23 protein-coding genes and 2 pseudogenes are annotated in these 20,579 nt (G+C 71.3%); 11 read left to right on the forward strand and 14 right to left on the reverse strand.

Going from position 1 to position 20,579, the window contains the following annotated elements; translation table 11 throughout:
- Window positions 1-129: 129 nt before the first annotated feature.
- Both C4U44_RS21000 and C4U44_RS21005 read right to left on the reverse strand, forming a co-directional pair.
- Entirely contained in the window at window positions 130-660 is a 531-nt protein-coding gene (locus C4U44_RS21000) for a YbaK/EbsC family protein (RefSeq protein ID WP_103887395.1), read from the reverse strand.
- A 74-nt stretch (window positions 661-734) separates the two neighbouring features.
- Entirely contained in the window at window positions 735-1,496 is a 762-nt protein-coding gene (locus C4U44_RS21005) for an acyltransferase (protein WP_103887396.1), read from the reverse strand.
- Between the two features lie 63 nt (window positions 1,497-1,559).
- Here C4U44_RS21005 and C4U44_RS21010 point away from each other — a divergent pair, with 63 nt between their 5' ends.
- Window positions 1,560-2,195, forward strand: a complete 636-nt coding sequence (locus tag C4U44_RS21010; RefSeq protein ID WP_103887397.1) for a gamma carbonic anhydrase family protein — start codon at window positions 1,560-1,562, stop codon at window positions 2,193-2,195.
- A gap of 74 nt (window positions 2,196-2,269) precedes the next feature.
- Here the strand turns inward: C4U44_RS21010 and C4U44_RS21015 are convergent, their stop codons facing one another.
- Window positions 2,270-2,926: a DedA family protein gene (locus C4U44_RS21015; RefSeq protein ID WP_103887398.1), complete on the reverse strand. Its 657-nt coding sequence runs from the start codon at window positions 2,924-2,926 to the stop codon at window positions 2,270-2,272.
- Window positions 2,927-3,076: 150 nt separating this feature from the next.
- The gene (locus C4U44_RS21020; protein ID WP_103887399.1) at window positions 3,077-3,529 is read right to left on the reverse strand and encodes a DUF4442 domain-containing protein; all 453 of its coding nucleotides are present in this window, start codon (window positions 3,527-3,529) and stop codon (window positions 3,077-3,079) included.
- Window positions 3,530-3,601: 72 nt separating this feature from the next.
- Here C4U44_RS21020 and C4U44_RS21025 point away from each other — a divergent pair, with 72 nt between their 5' ends.
- The gene (locus C4U44_RS21025; RefSeq protein WP_103887400.1) at window positions 3,602-4,786 is read left to right on the forward strand and encodes a hypothetical protein; all 1,185 of its coding nucleotides are present in this window, start codon (window positions 3,602-3,604) and stop codon (window positions 4,784-4,786) included.
- Window positions 4,787-5,127: 341 nt separating this feature from the next.
- Entirely contained in the window at window positions 5,128-6,456 is a 1,329-nt protein-coding gene (locus C4U44_RS21030) for an MFS transporter (protein ID WP_103887464.1), read from the forward strand.
- A gap of 31 nt (window positions 6,457-6,487) precedes the next feature.
- Here C4U44_RS21030 and C4U44_RS21035 read toward each other — a convergent pair whose 3' ends face one another.
- The 4 genes from C4U44_RS21035 to C4U44_RS41580 form a co-directional block, all read right to left on the reverse strand.
- Window positions 6,488-7,333: a GNAT family N-acetyltransferase gene (locus C4U44_RS21035; RefSeq protein WP_103887401.1), complete on the reverse strand. Its 846-nt coding sequence runs from the start codon at window positions 7,331-7,333 to the stop codon at window positions 6,488-6,490.
- A 99-nt stretch (window positions 7,334-7,432) separates the two neighbouring features.
- Window positions 7,433-8,275: a spermidine synthase gene (locus tag C4U44_RS21040; RefSeq protein WP_235032229.1), complete on the reverse strand. Its 843-nt coding sequence runs from the start codon at window positions 8,273-8,275 to the stop codon at window positions 7,433-7,435.
- A 152-nt stretch (window positions 8,276-8,427) separates the two neighbouring features.
- The gene (tuf, locus tag C4U44_RS21045) at window positions 8,428-9,606 is read right to left on the reverse strand and encodes an elongation factor Tu (RefSeq protein WP_103887403.1); all 1,179 of its coding nucleotides are present in this window, start codon (window positions 9,604-9,606) and stop codon (window positions 8,428-8,430) included.
- Window positions 9,607-9,742: 136 nt separating this feature from the next.
- Window positions 9,743-9,886 carry a hypothetical protein gene (locus C4U44_RS41580; RefSeq protein ID WP_160145075.1) on the reverse strand — a complete coding sequence of 48 codons (144 nt, stop codon included), beginning with the start codon at window positions 9,884-9,886 and terminating at the stop codon, window positions 9,743-9,745.
- A gap of 221 nt (window positions 9,887-10,107) precedes the next feature.
- Between C4U44_RS41580 and C4U44_RS21050 the strand changes: the two genes are divergently transcribed.
- A complete protein-coding gene (locus C4U44_RS21050) occupies window positions 10,108-11,322 on the forward strand; it encodes an MFS transporter (protein WP_103887404.1) in 1,215 nt (404 codons plus the stop codon).
- Between the two features lie 140 nt (window positions 11,323-11,462).
- The gene (locus tag C4U44_RS21055; RefSeq protein ID WP_103887405.1) at window positions 11,463-12,269 is read left to right on the forward strand and encodes a TVP38/TMEM64 family protein; all 807 of its coding nucleotides are present in this window, start codon (window positions 11,463-11,465) and stop codon (window positions 12,267-12,269) included.
- On the opposite strand, the gene C4U44_RS21060 is transcribed toward C4U44_RS21055, so the two are convergent.
- Complete coding sequence (locus C4U44_RS21060) at window positions 12,223-12,840, reverse strand: flavin reductase family protein (protein WP_103887406.1); 618 nt, start codon at window positions 12,838-12,840, stop codon at window positions 12,223-12,225. The two genes, C4U44_RS21055 and C4U44_RS21060, sit on opposite strands and share 47 nt — an antisense overlap.
- A 511-nt stretch (window positions 12,841-13,351) precedes the next feature.
- Here C4U44_RS21060 and C4U44_RS21065 point away from each other — a divergent pair.
- A pseudogene (locus C4U44_RS21065) lies at window positions 13,352-13,482 on the forward strand (IS5/IS1182 family transposase); the annotation flags it as partial.
- Here C4U44_RS21065 and C4U44_RS21070 read toward each other — a convergent pair.
- Entirely contained in the window at window positions 13,481-14,176 is a 696-nt protein-coding gene (locus C4U44_RS21070) for an SDR family oxidoreductase (RefSeq protein WP_103887407.1), read from the reverse strand. The pseudogene C4U44_RS21065 and the gene C4U44_RS21070 overlap by 2 nt on opposite strands.
- 137 nt (window positions 14,177-14,313) lie before the next feature.
- Between C4U44_RS21070 and C4U44_RS21075 the strand changes: the two genes are divergently transcribed.
- Window positions 14,314-15,171: a helix-turn-helix transcriptional regulator gene (locus C4U44_RS21075; protein ID WP_103887408.1), complete on the forward strand. Its 858-nt coding sequence runs from the start codon at window positions 14,314-14,316 to the stop codon at window positions 15,169-15,171.
- Window positions 15,172-15,270: 99 nt separating this feature from the next.
- Here the strand turns inward: C4U44_RS21075 and C4U44_RS21080 are convergent.
- A pseudogene (locus C4U44_RS21080) lies at window positions 15,271-15,903 on the reverse strand (IS5 family transposase); the annotation flags it as partial.
- A gap of 182 nt (window positions 15,904-16,085) precedes the next feature.
- Between C4U44_RS21080 and C4U44_RS21085 the strand changes: the two are divergent.
- From C4U44_RS21085 to C4U44_RS21095, 3 genes are all read left to right on the forward strand, one after another.
- Complete coding sequence (locus C4U44_RS21085; protein ID WP_200823336.1) at window positions 16,086-16,394, forward strand: hypothetical protein; 309 nt, start codon at window positions 16,086-16,088, stop codon at window positions 16,392-16,394.
- 65 nt (window positions 16,395-16,459) lie between these two features.
- Entirely contained in the window at window positions 16,460-17,056 is a 597-nt protein-coding gene (locus C4U44_RS21090; protein WP_103887465.1) for a YdcF family protein, read from the forward strand.
- A gap of 13 nt (window positions 17,057-17,069) precedes the next feature.
- A complete protein-coding gene (locus tag C4U44_RS21095) occupies window positions 17,070-17,795 on the forward strand; it encodes a WbqC family protein (RefSeq protein WP_235032230.1) in 726 nt (241 codons plus the stop codon).
- Between the two features lie 133 nt (window positions 17,796-17,928).
- On the opposite strand, the gene C4U44_RS21100 is transcribed toward C4U44_RS21095, so the two are convergent.
- The 3 genes from C4U44_RS21100 to C4U44_RS41585 all read right to left on the reverse strand — a co-directional run bounded on the left by C4U44_RS21100 (window position 17,929) and on the right by C4U44_RS41585 (window position 19,635).
- Window positions 17,929-18,588, reverse strand: a complete 660-nt coding sequence (locus tag C4U44_RS21100) for an HAD family hydrolase (protein ID WP_103887410.1) — start codon at window positions 18,586-18,588, stop codon at window positions 17,929-17,931.
- A gap of 109 nt (window positions 18,589-18,697) precedes the next feature.
- The gene (locus C4U44_RS21105; protein ID WP_103887467.1) at window positions 18,698-19,159 is read right to left on the reverse strand and encodes a GNAT family N-acetyltransferase; all 462 of its coding nucleotides are present in this window, start codon (window positions 19,157-19,159) and stop codon (window positions 18,698-18,700) included.
- Between the two features lie 218 nt (window positions 19,160-19,377).
- Entirely contained in the window at window positions 19,378-19,635 is a 258-nt protein-coding gene (locus C4U44_RS41585; RefSeq protein WP_235032238.1) for an STAS domain-containing protein, read from the reverse strand.
- A gap of 343 nt (window positions 19,636-19,978) precedes the next feature.
- Between C4U44_RS41585 and C4U44_RS21115 the strand changes: the two genes are divergently transcribed.
- Window positions 19,979-20,579: sigma-70 family RNA polymerase sigma factor (locus tag C4U44_RS21115; protein WP_103887412.1), on the forward strand; the 601-nt coding region annotated here is incomplete at its 3' end.

Genomic DNA, 20,579 nt, shown 5'->3' on the forward strand with positions numbered 1-20,579 from the left:
GCGCTAGACATAGGGAATTATTCTACCGCTGTCCTGCCGTCGAGATACTGCAGCTTTGACGCCGGCCCCGGTAGTGGGGCGGGCGCAGGCTGGGCGTCGCTGTCGGGGTGGTGCGGGGCGGGCCGGGGTTCAGGCGCCCAGGCCGTCCAGGACCACCGCGCCGGGCAGGGTCGCGAGCATCTTGCCGGGCACGATGAGCTTGCCGCGCCGGGCTCCGCTGCCGATCACCACGTGGGCGGTCTCCACCACGGCCGCGTCGACGAGCAGCGGCCAGGCCGCGGGCAGTCCGACCGGGGTGATGCCGCCGTACTCCATGCCCGTCTCGCTCACCGCGGTGTCCATCGAGGCGAAGGACGCCTTGCGCGCGCCCAGGTGGCGGCGGACCGTGCCGTTGACGTCGACGCGCGTGGTGGACAGCACCACGCAGGCGGCCAGGGTCAGTTCACCGCCGCGCTTGCCGGCGACGACCACGCAGTTGGCCGACTTCTCCAGCAGGTCCTGGCCGTAGGTCGCGACGAAGTCAGCGGTGTCGGCGATGGCCGGGTCGGTGTCCACGTGCAGCATCTCCGCGGTCACCGCCGCGGCGACCGGCGGCGGCAGCAACTCGCGTCGCTCGGTGGCGGGCTGGGCATCCTCGAAGGGTCCGATCGGTGCGCGCATACCGCCAATCCAACCAGATCCCCGAGGCGGGCGGCGCGGCCCCGGGGGAAGCCTGGGGCTCGGGCGCGGGGAGGTCAGGCGCCGGCGGGTGCTTCGAGTTCGGGGACGTCGAGGCGCTCCTCGGGCGGCACCCGATCGGGAAGGGGAGAGGGCGCGGGGGTGCGCAGGGGCGGCTGCCAGCCGGTGTCGGGCGACCAGCGGCGGACGATCCTGGCGGGGGCGCCCGCCACGACCGCGTGGTCGGGGATCTCGCCGCGCACCACGGAGCCCGCGGCGACGACCACGTTGCGGCCGAGCCGGGCGCCGGGCAGCACCACGCTGTCCACGCCCAGCCAGCTGCCCGGGCCGATCTCCACCGGCGCGGAGCTCGGCCACTGCTCACCGATCGCCTGGTCCGGGTCGTGGTAGGAGTGGTTGGTGCTGGTCACGTAGACGTTGGGGCCGCAGTAGACCTTGTCGCCGATCACGATCGGGGCCATGGCGACGACGTGGCTGTCCCGGCCGAGGACGACGCCGTCGCCGATGCGGATCACCGGGTCCGGGCCGTAGTCGACGTCGGCGGGGGCGAGGCCGACGGTGAGGGTGACCTGCTCGCCGATGATGCAGCACGCCCCGAGGTGGATCCATCGCTCCCCGAAGACGGTGCCCTGCGGGAAGGCGAGCCGGGTACCGGCCCCGATCCGGCCGAAACGCAGCAGACCGGGGCGCTCCGCGGTGACCGCGCCCGCGTTCTGCACGCGGCGCCAGGCGCGGTGCACCAGCCGGGTGGTGGCGCGCCGGCGCCAGGCGGCGGCACCGGACAGCAGGGAGAAGAACACGTTCTCGTTCTCGGGCACACGGCCACCGTATACGGTGCCGCTGAACACTGGTGGAGTGGCGCGGGAGCGGACGGAGCGGGCATGGCGGAGTCGGTGCGGCAGGCAGGCGGGACCCCGGGCGAGGGCGGCGCGGATGCGGGCGCGGTGGGGCAGGCGGCCGGGGCACTGGTCGCGGGCATCCTCGGCAGGCAGCCGCGGTTGGACCCGAGTGCGTACGCGGCGCCGACCTCGGTCGTGCTCGGCGACGTGACGCTGGGGGCGCGGGCGAGCGTCTGGTACCACGCGGTGCTGCGCGGCGACTGCGAAAAGATCCGGATCGGCGAAGGCTCCAACATCCAGGACAACTGCACGGTGCACGCCGATCCCGGATTCCCCGCGGTGGTGGGCGCGGGCGTCACCGTGGGGCACAACACGGTGCTGCACGGGTGCGTGGTCGAGGACGGCGTGCTGGTGGGAATGGGCGCCACGGTGCTCAACGGGGCCCGGATCGGTGCCGGTTCGCTGGTGGCGGCCGCGGCGCTGGTGCCGCAGGGCATGCAGGTGCCGCCGCACTCGCTGGTGGCGGGGGTGCCCGCGAAGGTCAAGCGGGAGCTGACCGCGGAGGAGCGGGAGATGCTGCGGCTGAACGCGGAGCACTACGTGGCGCTCGCCGGGACGCACCGCGAGGCGCTGGGCGGCGGGGGTGACGTACCGCAGCTGCCGGGTGGGGCCGGGTAGCGGCGGGGCGGATCGTCGCCGGAGCCGGCGTCTTCCGCCGCTGCGCCTCGCTCGCTCTGCTCGGCCTGCTCCGGCTACTCGCCGGACGAGGTGACGACGACCTCGGGTTCGGCCTTCGCCTCGAGTTCGGCCTGGGCCTTGGCGGCGCGGCGCCGGACGTAGAGGAAGGAGCCGATGCCGAAGAGCACCGCGATGCCGAGCCCGACGTAGCCGAAGCGGGTGAGCCAGGGCTCGGCGACGATCCCGACGTAGTAGATGATCGCGGTGATGCCGCCGGCCCAGACGATGCCGCCGAGCGCGTTGGCGATCAGGAACTTGTAGTACGGCATCTTGAGCACGCCGGCGAGCGGGCCGGCGAAGATCCGCAGCAGGGCCACGAACCGGCCGAAGAAGACCGCCCACATGCCCCAGCGCTGGAAGGAGCGTTCGGCGGTGGCGATGTTGCCCGGCGAGAAATGGCTGGGGAAGCGCCGGCCGAGCCAGTCCAGCAGGGGCCGGCCGCCCTTGTGCCCGATGGCGTAGCCGATCGAGTCGCCGACGACCGCGCCGAGAATCGCGCACGCACCCACGATCCAGGGGCTGACGTGGCCCTGCGAGGACAGCAGGGCCGCCGTCATCAGCACGATCTCGCCGGGCAGCGGGATGCCGAGGCTCTCCACCCCGACCACGAGACCCACCATCAGGTAGACGGCGACCGGCGGAATGCCGTCGAGCCAGTCCTGCACGTGCACAGCAGGTCCCTCCCCGGGGGTGGCGGTCGAACGCGTGCCCGCAGCACGCTCAAGGAAGCCTAACCGACGGAGCGGACAACCCGTCCGCTCAGCGGTGCTCCCCCGGTCACCACTCCGTGGCTCCCACCTGCCGCGCGGCCGACCGGCCCCTCAGCTGTGGGGGCGCAGCGTCCACACGACGGTCATCCGCCCGGTCTCGGCGCCGTCCTCACGGGTGAGGGAGACCTCGACCGCGAACTCGGGGCGCTGCCCCGCGTCGAGTTCGGCGACGACCTCCGCGACGGGCCGGCCGAGCGTCGCGGTGGCGAGCAGCTCGCCTCGGGCGATCTTGGCGTAGGTGACCTCGACCCGCACCGGGAGCGGCACGGCCCGGGCGAGCTGGTCGCCGAACGCGGCGACCACGACGGCGCCCGAGGCGGACTCGCCGGCGGTGAACATCGCGCCCGCGTGCGGACCGCCGACGTGGTTGCGGTACTCGGGGAGGTCCGGCAGCGAGACGACCGCGCGCTCGGCCGTGATCTCGACGTACTGGAGGTTCAGGGTGCGGACCATCGGCACGGTGGCCGTGAGGAATTCGCCTATGGAGGGCGTCGTCTCGGACATGGCCGTATGTTACCAGTGAGTAGAGCGATCCAGCGTGGAACCGCCCGGCCCGCTCCCCTAGTGTTTCGAGCCATGTGGCCAGGAGACCAGCAGTCCGGGGGGCAGCAGTACCCGCAGGGCACCCCCCCTCAGCAACCGCAGCAACCGCAGCCCTCGCAGGGCCCGTACGGGCAACCGCCCAACCCGTACACGCAGCCCGGGTACCAGCAGCAGCCGGGTTACCAGCCGCCGCAGCAACCGCAGCAGCAGCCGCAACAACCCCCACAGGCGCCGCAGCCGTCCGGCTTTGAGCAGACCCAGCCGTACGGCCAGCCCGCCTACCCGTACGCGCAGCCCGGCTACCAGCAGCCCGGCCAGCCGCCGTCCGGCTACCCGACGAACCCGCAGTCGTGGGGCCCGGGCTCGCCCGGCGGCCCCGGGGGACCGGGCGGGCCGCCGCCGGAGAAGGACAACCGGAAGCTGACCATCGGCATCGCCATCACCGCGTCCGTCGCGGTGATCGCCGCCGTGGCGGTGGGCGCGGTCTACGTCACCGGCAACCACGACAAGAAGGACGACGCCAAGGAGACGACCAAGCCCACCGCGTCGGTGAAGCCGACCGGCACGCCGTCCACCGGCGCCCCCGCCGCCAGCGGCGGTGACAGCAGCGACAACCCGCGCGGCGCCGCCACCGACCTCAAGCCGGTCATCCCCGGCTGGAAGGTGGTCAAGCGCGACGAGCGCAACGTCGCGTTCGACGTGCCGCCGGACTGGACGGTCGACACCGAGGGCATGAGCATCGGCTTCACCGACAAGAAGGGCGACCCGCAGGTCGTCATGAGCGCGCCCGCGTACTACAAGCACGCGTGGTGCACGACCAAGGACGGCGACTCGGACCGGGCCGCCGTGGGCACCAAGGGCGGCAGCGGGGCGAAGAGCCTGAAGAACGCCGCCGACAACGAGGCCGAGGCGTGGGCGTACTGGGCCTACCAGGACAACGGCAAGGGCACCTTCTCCAAGGCCAAGGACAGCAAGGCGTTCAAGGACGCCTACGGCATCAGCGGCTGGCAGTCCGAGGCCACCGCGACCAACGTGCCGAAGGCCAACAAGTGCTCGTCGCCCGGCGGCGTCGCCTATACCGTCGCGTGGCTGGACCCCGCGCAGAAGACGCCGACGCCGGTGGTGTGGGTGCTCTACGCCGACACAGGGGTGTCCGACCAGCTCGCGCAGTCCGTCGTGGACAAGATCAAGAGCACCATCCGGCCACTGAAGAAGTAGCCCCGGCCGCCCGCCGGGCCCGAGCGGCTCGGCGCGGCGGACCCCGGACGGGCCGAGGGCGGCCCCCGGACCGTCGTCGGACCGACCCGGCGCGGACCCGGGACCCACCCCGAGCCGGGCGGGCCCGGACCGCGGACCCGGACCGCGGACCCGAGCCGAGCACACGCGGACCCGAACCGGGCGGCGCCGGACCGTGCACACGCGGACCCGCGCCACGGGCCCGGACCGGGCGGGCCTGAGCCAGGGGCCCGAGCCGATATTCCCTGGCGGAGGGCGGGGCTTTCCTGGATAGTTCCCGGGTGAACCGCACCAGCCCCCGCTCCGGCCACCCCGACGGCACCGTGCGTGCCCTGCTCGGGCGGCTGCCGTCCCTCCCGCATCCCCCGCCCTGGGCCGGTCGGGATTTCCGGCTGCTGGTCAGCGCGTCCTTCATCTCCAACCTCGGCAACTCCGGCGCGACCATCGCCGCCGCCTACGCGGTCATCGAGCAGGGCGGCAGCGCCACCGACGTCGGCCTGGTGGTCGCCGCCCGCACGCTGGCCCTGGTGGTCTTCCTGCTGGTCGGCGGCGCGGTCGCGGACCGGCTGCCGCGGCAGCGGGTGATGGTCGGCGCGAACCTGCTCAACGCCACGTCGCAGGCGGCCTTCGCGATCCTGGTGATCACCGGCTCGCCCGCGCTGTGGACGATGGCCGCGCTGGCCGCGGTGGGCGGTACCGGGCAGGCGTTCTTCTCGCCCGCCTCCGAGGGCATGGTGCTCTCGACGGTCGACCCGGGCCACGCGGGCAAGGCGTTCTCGGTCTACCGGTTGTCGATGAACGGCGCGAGCATCATCGGCGCGGCCCTCGGCGGCGCGCTGGTGGCGGCCGTCGGCCCGGGCTGGGTGCTGGCCGTCGACGCCACCGGGTTCGCCCTCGCCGCGGCCATGCGCGCGAGGTTGCGCACCAAGGCGGTGGAGCGCCCCGCCGAGTCCGGCGGCATCGTCCGAGAACTGCGGGAGGGCTGGCGGGAGTTCGCCTCCCGCTCCTGGCTGTGGGGCATCGTGCTCCAGTTCGGCGTCGTCAACGGCGTCGTCACGGCCACCGAGTCGGTCTACGGGCCGCTGGTCGCCCGCGAGCATCTCGGGGGCGCGGGCCCGTGGGGCATCGCGGTGGCCGCCGCGGGTGTCGGCACGGTCTGCGGCGGGCTGCTGATGATCCGCTGGCGCCCGCGCCGGATGCTGCTCGCCGGCACCATGGGCGTCTTCCCGATGGCGCTGCCCGCCGCCGCGCTCGCCCTGGCCGTCCCGACGTGGCTGCTGTCGACGGCCATGTTCGTCACGGGACTGGCCGTGGAGGTCTTCGCGGTCGGCTGGATGCTGGCGCTGCACCAGGAGATCCCCGAGGACAAGATGTCGCGCGTGTCGGCCTACGACTGGCTCGGCTCGGTGTCGCTGACCCCGATCGCGACCGCGCTGGCCGGTCCCGCCGCGATCGCCTTCGGCAGGACCCGGGCGCTGTGGGGCTCCTCCGTGCTGGTCCTGCTGCTCACCGGCGCGGTCCTGCTGCTGCCCGACGTGCGCCGGCTGGAACGCCGCGTGAAGGTCGCCTCCGAGCACGCCGGCATCGCCACCGCGGCACCCGACGTGCGGCCGCTGCCCGCGGGTCCGGCCGACCTCGCCCAGACCCCCTGACGCCTCGGACCGCCGCGCGGCGCCCGGCCGTTCAGCCGAGTTCGAGCGTGGTGTTGCCGAAGATGCCCGCGATGTCGATCGCGGGGGTGGGGCCGGTGTACATCCGGGCCGTCTCGAAGGTGGGCCGCAGCCCCAGGCGCTCGACGAGGGCGGTCGCGGCCGGGTTCACGTCGGGGACGTCGACGGCGACCGGCAGGCCCGGGGCGGTGGCGGCCAGCGCGCCGAGCAGGGCGTGCGCGATGTCCGGGGAGGCGGCGTAGAGGGGGCCGACGCGCGCCGCCGAGCGGGCGGGGCGGCGCACCCCGAACCCGCACAGCTCCCCGTCGCGGACCGCCGCGAGCGCGGTGTGCCCCGGCAGGCCGATCCACGCGGCGAGGAAGACGTCGCGTGCGGCGGGGAAGAACCGCCGGTCGTAGCCGGCGAGCCGGGCGAAGGGCAGCGTGCCGGCGTCGACCAGGGTGACGCCGGCGGGGGCCTGCTCGCCGGACGGCACGCCTTCGTAGCGGATGTGGTTCCAGGCCCGGCGGAAGCCCGATTTGCGGTAGTTGTCCTGCTGGGAGACGACGCCGTCCAGGCCCACGTTGCGTCCGTCGAGGCGGTCCATGGCCGCGTTCCACATCCGCAGCCCGTAGCCCTGGCCGCGCACCGGTTCGCGCGCGATGTAGAAGCCGAGGAACCCGTGGTCGAGGCCGTAGCGCACCGCCGACACGGACGCGACCGCCCGGCCGTCGAGCCGGCCGAGCAGGAAGCCGTGCGGGTCGGTCGGGTAGAACGCCTCGCCGTCCGACAGGCCCGGGTTCCACTGCTCGTCGTCGGCCCAGTCGGCGAACGTCCTCAGCTCGTCCGCGCCGGCCGTGGAGATCTCGAACGTCGCCATGGGTACCGTGTCCTCCGCTGGTTCGGGGCGCGGCGTCGCTTCCGCGCCGCTTCAGCCTAGGCAGCGCCGGGGGCGGTACGGGGCCGAACGGGCCGGGGGTCAGCCGACCGTGAAGGCCCCGTCCGGCGGCTCGGGCGAGTCGGTCGCCGCCGCGTCGTACACCGGCGAGCCCCGGAACGCGCGCAGCGCCTCCGCCGTGTCGAGCGCCCGGGCGGGGAACGGATCCGCCGCGCACCGCCGCGCCACCACGTCCGTGGGCAGCGGGCAACGGGCCGCCGCGAGCACCGCGTTGCCGTATCTGCGGCCGCGCAGCACCCCCGGCTCCACCAGCACGCACACCTCGACCCCCGGCCCGAACGCGGCACGCACGGTGGCCAGTTGCGAGCCGAGGAAGGCGAACGGCGCCTGGTCGGCGAGGTTCGCCACGTACACGCCGCCCGGGCGCAGGACGCGGGCCACGTGGGTCGCGAACTCGACCGTCGTCAGGTGCGCGGGCACCCTGGCCCCGCCGAACACGTCGGTGACCAGGACGTCGGCGCTCCCGTCCGGCCGCCCGGCCAGCCACTCGCGGGCGTCCGCGAGGTGCGTACGGATCTGCGGCGCGTGCCAGGGCAGGTATGCGGCGACCAGCGCGGCCAGACCCCGGTCGGCCTCCACGACGTCGTGCGCCGCGTCCGGCACCGTCCGGGCGAATCTGCGCGGCAGGGTCATCGCCCCGCCGCCCAGGTGCACCATCGCCGGCGGCCCGTCCCGCTCGACCGGCGTGTCGCACACCGCCTCCACGACATGGGCGACACGCCGCACGTACTCGAACTCCACGTACTCCGGGTCGGCCAGGTCCACGTAGGACTGCGGCGCGCCGTCGACGGTCAGCAGCCACGCGTCGTCCCGGTCCACGTCGGGCAGCAGCTTCGCCACCCCGAAGTCCACGGCACGCGTCACAGGAATCGCTTCACCTTGCACCCCTCCATCCTCCCCTCCTCCCGGACCGGCCGGCGATCCGGGAGGCGCGGGCACCGGGGGGACCAGCCCCGCCGGGCCGGTGAACGGACCGGGCCGGGCGGGCGGACCCGCCCGGCCCCGTCCGCGGCCGGCTACCCGAGGGACGTCACCGTGCCCGCCCCCACCGTGCGACCGCCCTCGCGAATCGCGAAGCCGAGCCCGGGCTCCAGCGGCAGCGCCCGCCCGAGCTCGACGGCGATGTCGGCGGTGTCGCCCGGCAGCGCCATCCCCTCGGCGCCGAGGGAGACGTCCCCGACCACGTCCGCGGTGCGGATGTAGAACTGGGGCCGGTAGCCGGTGGCGACCGGCGTGTGCCGGCCACCCTCCGCCGCGGGCACGAAGAACACCCGGGCGGTGAAACGGCGGTGCGGCGTCACGCTGTCCGGCGCCGCGACGATGTCACCGCGCCGCACCTGCCCGCGCTGCACCCCGCGCAGCAGCAGCGCCACGTTGTCGCCGGCCTGCGCGGACTCCATCGGCTTCCCGAAGGTCTCCAGCCCGGTGACGACGCTGGTCAGCGCCTCGCCGTCGACGCCGTGCACGCCGACCCGGTCCCCGGGACGCACCACCCCGCGCTCGACCGCGCCGGTCACGACGGTGCCGCGCCCCGTGATGGTGAGGACGTTCTCCACCGACAGCAGGAACGGCGCGTCGACGTACCGCTCGGGCACCGGCACGTACGTGTCGACGGCGTCGAGCAGCGCCTCGATCGCGGCGGTCCAGCGCGGCTCGCCGGCCAGCGCGCGCAGCCCGGAGACACGGACCACCGGCAGCGTGTCACCGGCGAAGCCGTGCGCGGAGAGCAGTTCGCGCACCTCCAGCTCGACCAGGTCGGCCAGTTCGTCGTCGGCCGCGTCCGCCTTGTTGAGCGCCACCACGACGTGGCGCACGCCCACCTGGCGGGCGAGCAGCACGTGCTCGGCGGTCTGCGGCATGACGCCGTCGAGCGCCGAGACGACGAGGATCGCCCCGTCCAGCTGGGCCGCGCCGGTGATCATGTTCTTGACGTAGTCGGCGTGTCCCGGCATGTCGACGTGCGCGTAGTGCCGCGTGTCGGTCTCGTACTCGACGTGCGCGATGGTGATGGTGATGCCGCGCCGCGCCTCCTCCGGGGCCCGGTCGATCCGGTCGAACGGCACGAACGTGCCGCTCCCCCGGTCGGCCAGCACCTTGGTGATGGCGGCGGTCAACGTGGTCTTGCCGTGGTCGACATGACCCATGGTGCCGATGTTCAGGTGCGGCTTGGTGCGGATGTACGCCTGCTTGGGCATGGGTGGGCTCTTCCTCGACGGCCGCCGCGTGACGTGCGGTGGCCGGAAGGGGGAAGGCGGCGGACCGCCTCGCGGACCCCGGGCCGTACCGACCCTCCCCCTGCGGGGTCCGCCGGATATGTCGTTCCGGGGAGGGTCAGCTTCGTGCGCCGTCGAGGAAGGCGGGCCGGGCGGCCGATGCGGCCTGTGCGGCCGATGCGTTCCGGGCAGCCTTCAGCGCGACCGCTGCTGCGGTGGCGTCTGCGAGGAAGGCGAGCCGGAACATAGGACGATCATCCATGAGCGCGGCAGGTCCGTCGAACGAATTACCGCCCGGCGCATCCGGGTTGGCGCCCGCGCACCGGTCAGTGGGTCGGCGCACCCGCGAACCCGCTGGTGACGCAACTGTCGATGGTTCTTCATCTGCCGGTGACGTACGGGAATCCAGCGGGTGGGAGACTTTGTTCCGCTGTTAAACTTAACAAGCCGTCCCCACCCCTCCTTCCGCAAAGGACACCCTCCATGCCCCTGGCCATCCTCGCCCTCGCGGTGAGTGCCTTCGGCATCGGCACCACGGAGTTCGTGATGATGGGCCTGCTGCCCAACGTCGCGGGCGACCTCGGTACCTCCGTGCCGACCGCCGGCTACCTCGTCTCCGCCTACGCGCTCGGCGTCGTGGTCGGCGCCCCGCTGCTGACCGCGCTGGGCTCCCGCATCCCGCGCAAGCGCATGCTCCTGCTGCTGATGGGCCTGTTCACGGTCGGGAACCTCTCCTCCGCGTTCGCGCCCGGCTACTGGACCCTGCTGGCGGGCCGCTTCCTGGCGGGGCTGCCGCACGGCGCGTTCTTCGGCGTCGGCGCGGTCGTCGCCGCACGGCTCGTCGCCGAGGAGCGCCGGGCGCGTGCGGTGGCCGCGATGTTCCTCGGGCTGACCGTCGCCAACATCGTCGGCGTGCCCGCCGCGACAGCCCTCGGCCAGCACCTCGGCTGGCGCGCGACGTTCGTGGTGGTCTCGGTGATCGGGCTGGTCGCGCTGGCGTCCCTCGCACTGCTGATCCCGCGACTGCCCGCGGAGGAGCACGTCGGCGTGGCCCAGGAACTCCGCGCGCTGCGCGAACCCCAGGTCGTACTCGGCCTGCTCACCGCGGTGTTCGGGTTCGCCGGGGTGTTCGCCGTCTACAGCTACCTCGCCTCGATGATGACCGAGGTGACCGGGTTCTCCGACTCCTCCGTCACCCTGCTGCTCGCGCTGTTCGGCATCGGCATGACCCTCGGCGCGCTGGCCGCCGGCCCCCTCACCGACCGCGCCCTGCGTCCCACCCTCTACGGTTCGCTGGCCGCGCTCGCGGTGGTCCTGGTCGGCTTCCACTTCGCCGCGGGCTCCAAGGTCGCCGCGCCGATCGCCGTGGTCGTCCTCGGCGCGGTCGGCTTCATGACCACCACGCCGCTCCAGATGCTCGTGATGAACAAGGCCCGGCACGCCCCCACCATCGCCTCCGCCTCCAACCACTCCGCCTTCAACCTCGCGAACGCCGGCGGCGCGTGGCTGGGCGGCGCGGCGATCTCGGCGGGCTGGGGCTGGACCTCGCCCGCGCTGGTGGGTGCCGTCCTGGCGGTGGTCGGGCTCGCGATCGCGGTCACGGCGGGACGGCTCGACCGGCGCACGGCGGTGACGTCGTCCGCGGTGATCGCGGAAGGCGGGCCGCGGGTGCGGCGGGAGGTCGAGGAGCCGGCGTAGGGGCGTGGTGGCCCGGGCGGGCTCGCCGGACCAGGGCGCGTTCGGAGCGGCGTCCCGGCAGTACGTCGAGGCCGGGGCGGGACCACCCGTCCGGGGCCCGGGCATCGGCCGGGGCCGCGCCGCTCGGTTAGGCTCGGCAAATGGCAGAGGCTGAGGCGGACTTCGTGCCGGCACCGTCGTCCCGCGGGGCGGTCGCGCGGCTGGCCGTACGCTGCTCGCGGCTGATGCTCTCGCCGTGGACGCGGTTCGGGCTGCTCGTCGCGGTGCTGGCCGTGGGGATCGCGCTGGCCATCGCCTGGCAGCCGCAGCGGCTGCTGACCAAGGGCTGGCCGCCGCAGACCTCGGGCACCACCGCGGTCCTGCTGTTCGCCCTCGCGTACGGCCTCGCCACCGTCGCCTTCGTCCCGCGCCCGCTGCTCAACGCCGCGGCCGGCGCGCTCTACGGCATCCACGCGGGGCTGCCCGCGGCGATCGGCGGCACGGTGCTCGGAGCCGGACTGGCCTTCCTGCTCGGCCGTTTCCTCGGACGTGACGCCGTACGGCCGCTGCTGCGGGGGCGTCTCGTCCTGTCCCTCGACCGCCAGCTCAGCCGGCACGGATTCCGCAGCACGCTGGCGCTCCGGCTCTTCCCGGGCGTGCCGTTCGCCGCGGCGAACTACGCCGCGGCGCTGTCCCGCATCCGCCTGGCGCCCTTCCTGACCGCCACGGCCGCGGGCAGCGCCGCCAACACCGCCGCCTACGTGGTCGCGGGCGCCCGGGCCGCCTCGCCGACGTCCCCCACGTTCCTGCTCGCGCTCGGGTTCCTCGGGGTGACCGCGGTCGCGGCGACGGCGTACGCGCGCCGCCGGACCCGGACGTCCGACGCCGGCCCGGACACGCCCGCGGACCCGCTCGAAGGCGTCAACGCCCCAGCGGATCCGGCCAGTCCGCCAGCGGGATCCGCTTGATCTCCAGCACCTCGCCGAGGGTGCCCCACTCGTCCTTGCCCAGCCGGGCCAGCGGGCGCAGCGCGCGGACGTCGGGCAGGCCGTCGGACATCACGGCCTCCGAGACCACCGCGTACACCACCCGCCCGAACACCACGGTCGAGTCCCCCAGCCGGAGCGTGCTGTGCAGCTCGCACTCCAGTGCCACCGGCGACGCGGCCACCCGCGGCGGCTTCACCCGGGTACTCGGCTCGCGGGCGATCCCCACCTCGTCGAACTCGCTCACCCCGTGCGGGAAGTCCGTCGCCGTCGCGTTGATCTGCTCGAACAGGTGCTCCGGCGCGAGGTTGACCACGAACTGCCCGGTCTCCTCCACGTTCCGCACCGAGTCCTTCCGCCCCACCGACGTGAACTGCACGATGGGCGGACTCACGCAGGAGACGGTGAAGAAGCTGTGCGGTGCGAGGTTGTCCGCGGAACCGTCCCGGTTCGTGGTCGACACCCAGGCGATCGGCCGGGGCACGATCACCGAGGTCAGGAGCTTGTAGAACGACCCGCGGTCCTGCTCGGCGGGATCGAAGTCGATACGCATGGGCCCAGTATCCACGCGATCGACATCCCCCATGCCTGGGGATCGCGGGACGACCACACCTGTGTCTGGTCGAACATCGACCGCCATGGGGTAGGTACGACGCTGTGACCTGTGGCCACCGCCTGATCTTCGTTTGTCGACACAACTCACGATGATCAACGGTGACCGCAGCCCTCTCCGCACCGGCCCCGACCAGCAAGATCACGATCTACGGCCGGAGTATTAGTTAGCCATCCTTTTGGCCGCGGCGTCTCGCCCGACGAAGAGGCTCTATCCCTTCCCTGTGGCAGGGACCGGTCGAGTCGCATACGGGCTTTCCTGAAAACCCAAGTCGGCCCACATCGCCACCGCGGCCCCCTCGAGCGAACCCACGCTAAGGACTGGAAGGGAAAATCCAGTGTCCGACCTTAGAGGCCGCGCGGATAGGCGCGGTGGTGCACCCCGGCAGCAAAGCAGGCGCAGGCATGGGTGACCCTGGAGTTGCGACGCTCTGTGATCAACGGGGAGACCTGTGCCTGTCCCGCCATCGTGGCTGACCGAACCGCTCTGGGACCAATTTGCCGCGCTGTTGCCTGAGCGGCCGGCTTACGTCCCGACCCATCCGCTGGGCGCCATCGCCCACGCATCAGCGACCGGATCGTTACCAGATGACCGGGCCGGTCTTGTCGAAGAAGCCGCCGGTCGGGCCGTCGGCGCCGATCGAGGCCATGCGGACGATGATCTCCGCGCCCTCCTCGATGGTTTGGGTGCCCTGGTGGCCGTTGAGGTCGGTGGCGGTGTAGCCGGGGTCGACGGCGTTGAACCGGATGGCGGGGAACGCCTTGGCGTACTGCGAGGTGACCATGACCAGCGCGGTCTTGGAGGAGTTGTAGTCCAGCACTGTCACCTGGAACTCCACCCGGCTGGGGTCGGCGCACGCCGCCAGCGAGCCCAGACCGCTGCTGACGTTGACGACGACCGGGGCGTCGCTTGCTTCCAACAGGGGCAGGAAGGCGTGCGTGACGCGCACGACGCCGAAGACGTTCGTGTCGTACGTGGTCGTCATGTCGGCCCCGGTGACCTCGCCGACTGGCTTGCGCGCGCCCACGATCCCGGCGTTGTTGACCAGGATGTCGAGGCGGCCGGCGTCCGCGCGGACGAATTCGGCGGCGGCTTTGACGGAGTCCTCGTCGGTGACGTCGAGCTGAACGAAGCGGGCGCCGAGCCTCTCGGCCGCCGTTCGGCCGTGGTGGGCATCGCGTGCCCCGACGTAGACGGTGTGCCCGGCCTCGATCAAGCGGCGAGCCGTCTCGAAACCGAGGCCCTTGTTCGCTCCGGTGATCAATGTGGCGGTCATGTGCTCACTCCGGTGGTGATCGGTGGGTCGGTGATGTCTCCACCGTCGTCGCACCGCAGACGAACAAGTAGTGCCCGCCTCAGCCAGTGGACCAGCAGTACCAGGCTGTCCGGGCGCGGCGGCGCGATACTGGGACGGTGAGCGAATCCAGGGAACTGGGCAGAGCCCTGCATGGCTGGCGGGACCGGATCGCCCCCGCCACGGTCGGACTGCCTGCGGGCGGGGTACGTCGGGCCGCCGGACTGCGCCGCGAGGAACTGGCCCAGCTCGCCGGCCTGTCGGTGGACTACATCACCCGCCTGGAACAGGGCCGGGCCACTTCCCCGTCGGCGCAGGTCCTGTCCGCGCTGGCCCGCGCCCTGCGTCTGTCGGCAGCCGAGCGCGAATACCTGTATCTCCTCGCGGGCCAGCCGGCGCCGGGTCCCGGGCAGCTGTCGGCGCACATTCCACCGGGGGTCCGAAGGCTGCTCGACCAGCTGGACGGCGCACCGCTGAGCGTGTATGACGCCGCCTGGAACCTGATTCTGTGGAACCCGTTGTGGGCTGCCCTGTTCGGAGACCCGTCCGCGCTGCGCGGACGCGAGCGCAACATCGTCTGGCGGCACTTCGCCGGTCTGCCCAGCCGGGTCAGCCACACCCCCGAGCAGGAGGCCCGGTTCGAGGCGGCCGTGGTCGCCGATCTCAGGGCGGCGACCGCCTGCTACCCCGCCGATGCCGGCCTGCGCTCCCTGATCAAGGACCTGCGGGGTGTCAGCACCGACTTCGCACGCCTGTGGGACACGGGCATCGTGGGCGTCCATGAGTCGGACACCAAGACCGTCCATCACCCCGATGCCGGCGCAATCACCTTCGACTGTGACGTGCTGACGGCTCCCGGCAGCGATCTGCGCATCGTCGCCTATACCGCCGCTCCTGGCAGCGAAGCCGCCGACCGGCTCCGGCTCCTCAACGTCATCGGCACCCAGACCATGAGCGAAGACAGCACCCCGGGATAGCAGTCGGCGGGCGCACTCCCCATGGCCCGCAGCCGGCGCACCGACCACCGACGACCGCTCGCTGCAACGCCGACGAGAGGTCCCCAGACAGGCGTGCTCTCACGGGCGGCGGATCGGGCGTTCGTCCCAGCGGTGGGTCGTCCATGCCCGTCGAATCAGGGTACGAACGGTGATGATGGTGTCGGCCAGGTCGAAGAAGGCGTCGATGGCAGTTACCCGGCGCTCGTAGCAGCGGGCGAGGCGGTAGAAGGCGTTCTGCCAGGCGTGGGTCCTTTCGACATGCCACCTCTGACGTGCCTGGATCGGTGCTTTCTCGCCCGTGTGCGCGATGCGGCCGTGCAGGCCGCGCTCGTCGAGCAGGGCGCGGGTCTTGTCAGAGTCGTAGCCGGCGTCCAGGTGCACGGTAACGTCGTCCGGCAGGGGTCCCAGGTCGTCCAGGCGGTCCAGGGTCGAGGCGAGGAGCGGGGAGTCGTGACGGTTCCCTCCGGCCAGCACGCGGCCCAGCGGATTTCCGTAGCCATCCGTCATGCCTGAGCGTTTGAGGCCCTGTTTGCCACGGTCGACTGGTGAACGTCCGGCGACCTCACCGCCACCCGGTGCCTTGGTGATGGAGCCATCGACGGCGATCTGGTCGAGCACGAGGCCGACGATCCGATCGTAGGAGGCCAGCGCGACCTGCTTGAGCCGGGCGAAGACGCCGAGCGCGATACATTCGTCGCGGCGATTGCGGACGCCTGCTCAACCGCCTCGACGGCCAACTGGCCCAGTGCGATCAGGCTGCGGTCGACATCGGCGAACGGGCCCTCCTGGACGGACGCCGACGGAAGCGCAGGAACGGTCACCGCCTCGCCGGAGGCCACCTGATCGCGCACCCCGGTGACAGCCCCCGCGAGCTCCTCCACCCGGCGCCGGTAGTGAGCCACCCACGCCAACGTGCCCTCACGCATGCGCTGTTCGCGCTCGTAACGGCCCACCGTGGTGTCGGCGATCTCACCCGCGCCTTGGCCTTCATCGATACGGCACGCAACAACGGTCGATTCGAGACCCCGCTCCAGCGGGTCCAGATCGATACCGCGCACGGCCACATTCTGCTCACCGACCCCGCCACCCGCAGCGTCGGCCACTCTGTACTCGATCGTGCCTCCGAAATCGCCACGCGATACGGCCTGAAGCACCAACTACGAAGTATCAAAACCGTGCGCACCAGCGAGGAGTACACGTGACCTACCAAGATCCGATCAGCGACGCGGACCGGGCCGACGCTCGCGTGATCTGGGACTTCCACCAGATGGGCCACGAGTTGAAGCCCTGTTCCGCTGCGATCGCCCTTGGCAGCCTCGATCTCGGTGTGGCCACCGCCGCCGCCGATCTGTACCACGACGGCATGTTCCCGAAGGTGGTCTTCACGGGCGACACCAGCACAGCCACCCGGGCGCGGTTTCCCCGCGGTGAGGCCACCCACTATCGCGAGCACGCGCTCTGCCTCGGGGTGCCGAACGAAGCCATCCTGCTTGAGCCGAAGGCAACCAACACCGGCCAGAACATCGGCTTCTCCCGCGAGGTGCTGGAGAACACGGGCATCGCAGTATCCACCCTGCTCCTCATCTCGATGCCCTACATGCAGCGTCGCGCCTACGCCACATGCCGCAAGCTCTGGCCCGAGGTGGAGCCGGTATGCGTCTCCCAGCACATGCCGTACGACGAGTACGTCAGGACACATGACGACGAGAAGCAGCTCATTGAGATGCTCATGGGCGACTTGGACCGTGTGATGGATTACCCCAAGCGCGGTTTCGCCGTGGAGCAGCACGTCCCGGGAAGAGTCCGCGATGCCTTCGACCGCCTCCGCTCCCGTGGCTACGACACCTGGTTGCTGCCCGCTTGATCACGGTACGTTCTTGGACGCGCCGGCGGCACGCTCGTGTGCGATCCATCAGCCCAACCTGCTGCCCCGCCTTTCCACTCTCGCGAAGCTCTACGCGGCCGATGTCTGGGTGATCCTCGACGATGTCCAATTCGCCCGCCGCGACTACCAGCACCGGGCTCGCCTCGCTGTACTTGACCACCCGGAGCAGCACCAGTGGCTGTCCTTGGAGACTCACCTCCCATATGGGCGAGCGACGTTGATCCGCGACGCTCGGCTTGCAGATCCGGCACGTGCCGCCCGTCGCCTCAGCCAGTTGCCCGCACAGCACTACCAGCTCAGCGACTACTGGCCACTACTGCAGGCCGTGCTCGAACCCGCCGTTCACGCGGTCACCGAGACCGGTCGTACTGCCGCCGCTGCCGAAGCCACCACGCGTGCGTTGCTGAACCTCTTGAGATGGCATGGCTCCATCGTGCGCAGCGGCGATCTCTCCGCCTCCTCGGACCGCTCAATGCGCCTGGCCGACCTCACGGCTGCGGTGAACGCCGGCACTTACCTCTGCGGCACTGGCGGTCTGCGGTATCTCGACCACGGTCCCTTCGAGGAGCGCCAACTCAACATCTGTGCCTTCCGTCCACCCTCTGCCTCCGAGAAGCTGTGGACTGCAGCTTCGAAGGTCTCCGCACTATGGGCGCTCGCCGCTTACGGTCCTACTGTCGTGGCTGCCGCGTTCAACGACCTCCTAGCGGAGACATGAACGGCGTTCACCCTGGTGTCAAGGACATCGGGTTCTTGCTCCTCGACCTACAGCAACACGGTTGGCCCCGTTTGCAGCCGCCATCGCCGCCAAATCGCGGTCAACGATCCGCTCTGGGCCTCGGGAATGACGTTCAGCGCCCTCCAGCGTTGAACTTCGCGATCAGTTCCGGCAGTTCGGTGAGGGAACTGATGCGCATGGCGGTGACGGCATCCGCATCCGGGTCGCGCTGCTGGATCGTCCCCCACGGTCCGCGGCGGATCAGTGCGGTCAGCAGCCCCGCTCGAACCGCGGGGCGGATGTCGTTGTCCAGCCGGTCGCCGACGTACAAGATCTCGCCCGGTCCGGCTGGAGCGGCTTCGACCACGTGCTCGAAGAACGCGACATCGGGCTTCGAAACGCCCCAGTCGTCGCTGGTCGCAATGAAATCGGTCGGCAGATCCAAGTCGCGGAGTAGGGCGCCCGCTCGCACAGTCTGATTGCCGGCGATGCCCACCCACAGGCCGGACTCTCGCAACGCCGACAGACTGGGCCGCACGTCCGGGTACAGGTCGTCCTCACCGAACCACTCGGGCTTCCTGGCGGCTGCCCGTAGCGCTCGTTCCTCGGACAGGTCGAACCCGGGCCGGAAGACCTGGAACGTCTCCCGGTAGTCACGGCCCTCCGCGATGACCGCGCCGAACACGGCGGCGAAGGTGTGCCGAGGCACACCAAGCCAGTCGGCCCAGGTGCCGTACTCACGGGTCTCGTCCACCAGGCACTCACCGACGTCGAACACCACAGCGCGAATCATGGAGACAGCCTAGTCGTGGGGTGTCCGGGCTACTCGGGGCCAAGCGGGCGTCCATGAGGCGACCGTCATCGTCGCCGCCATCAACGAGTGGCTGCTGTGTCCCGCCAGATCACGACGCTGCCGCGTAACAGTGGATCGCCACCAGCTGAGAAGGACTCCATCGTTGCTCGACCGTGGCCATCAATTCCCAGCCCAGCCGCTCATACAGGGCCGCCGCGGCAGTATCCGAGACCACAACGTCGAGCACCGGGTGCAGGCCACGACGTCGTGCTTCCTCCGCTGCTCTGCCCATCAACAGTGCTCCGATGCCGTGCCCCCTGGCCTGCGGGGCAACGAATAGCCGGCTCACCACCGCGGCCAAATCCTCGCTCGTCCCACTGCGCTCGCTCCACAAGCCAGGAGCCAGATCTCCTTCGCCGCTGTGAGACAAGCTGACATGACCAACGAGACGGCCACCAAGTTCAGCTACCCAGGCCCCCAAGAGAGAAGCTTGCGACAACCACTCATGAGGCCGGCCAGGCCAATTCACCGGGTACCCGTCACGTCGATGGACCTCCGCGAGAACCCTCACGCACCCCTCGACATCGCCATCAGCCCTCGGGCGGACCCTGGGGCCCGGCCTCTCCACAGAAGACCCGAATCTCTCGTTGTTCACTCCGCCATAAAAACACAGGCCACAGAACCACAACCATCCACTTTCGACACACGCCGTAGGCCACCCACGCCTATCCCTCGCGCAACTCCGCGTTCGGGCAGCCGGCTCTCACTCACAGCTGTTTGAACTGTCTTTCACTCGGCCGCCGGGAAGAGATCGAGTGCGCCGGTAATGCTCAGCAGGTGGCGGACGCTGGCGCTGGGTGCCAGCAGAAGGACGGTTCCGCCACGTTCCAGGGCGTTCAGGCGGGTTTGCAGGAGGATGCTGAGAAAGGTGGAGTCGGCGAAGGTCACCCCCGCGAGGTCGAAGGCCACGTGGGAGTGGTGCTCCAAGGCGCGGTCCGCGGCGCTCTGCAGCAGCTCGATGCCGCCCAGATCGGCCTCTCCGCGCACCGTGATCAAGCTGGGAGTCCCCAGGACGCAGGACACTGTGAACCGTGGCACGTCCCTCGGGACCTGTGCGGCGGAAGAATCCATGCATGCTCCCGAGTCGAACGACCGCCGGTCCCGCAAGAGTGGCACAGCGCGACCGCAGGCCGGAAGAAGTGATCGTGAAGATCGCATGGCAGCGCGGGCTCATCTCACCTGGGTGTTGGCGGCACATTCGGCGTCGTGGTCCGGTGGCACTGGTAGTCCGGAAGCCTCACCGCCCCATCAGTCGTGTTCCGATCCTGGTGTGCTTGCCGCGATCGCGGGCAGGCGATGCTGGACATACTCGGCAGCGTGAGGGGACCACATGGCGGTAACCACGTACGGTGCAGGAACAACCACAGGACCGGCCCGGGCCGGCCACGACGTTCCGACCGTAGGTGGGCTGCCGTTCATCGAAGAAGCGCGGAAGACGCCCCCGAAGGACGCGCGGACACTGTCGAAGCTGTTCTTCGACCGGCTGCAGGACCTGGAGGAGGGCACCCGCGAATACTCGTACGCGCGGAGCACCTTGGTCGAGATGAACATGTCGCTGGTGCAGTTCGCCGCCCGGCGCTTCCGCGGGCGGGGCCGGGACGAGCTGGAGGACATCCTCCAGGTCGGCACCCTCGGGCTGATCAAGGCGATCGACCGGTTCGACCTGAGCCGCGAGGTGGAGTTCACCACCTTCGCGGTGCCGTACATCGTCGGCGAGATGAAGCGGTTCTTCCGCGACACCAGCTGGGCCGTCCATGTACCGCGCCGGCTCCAGGAACTGCGGGTGGAGCTGGCCAAGGCCCGCGACCACCTCACCACGGTGCTGGACGCCCCGCCCACCGTGGCCGAACTCGCCGCGTATCTGGAGATCACCGAGGACGAGGTCGTCGAGGGCCTGGTGGCCTCGAACGGCTACACCGCCGGCTCCCTCG

It is taken from the genome of Actinacidiphila yanglinensis (genome assembly GCF_900107965.1).
Classification (GTDB): Bacteria; Actinomycetota; Actinomycetes; order Streptomycetales; family Streptomycetaceae; genus Actinacidiphila; species Actinacidiphila yanglinensis.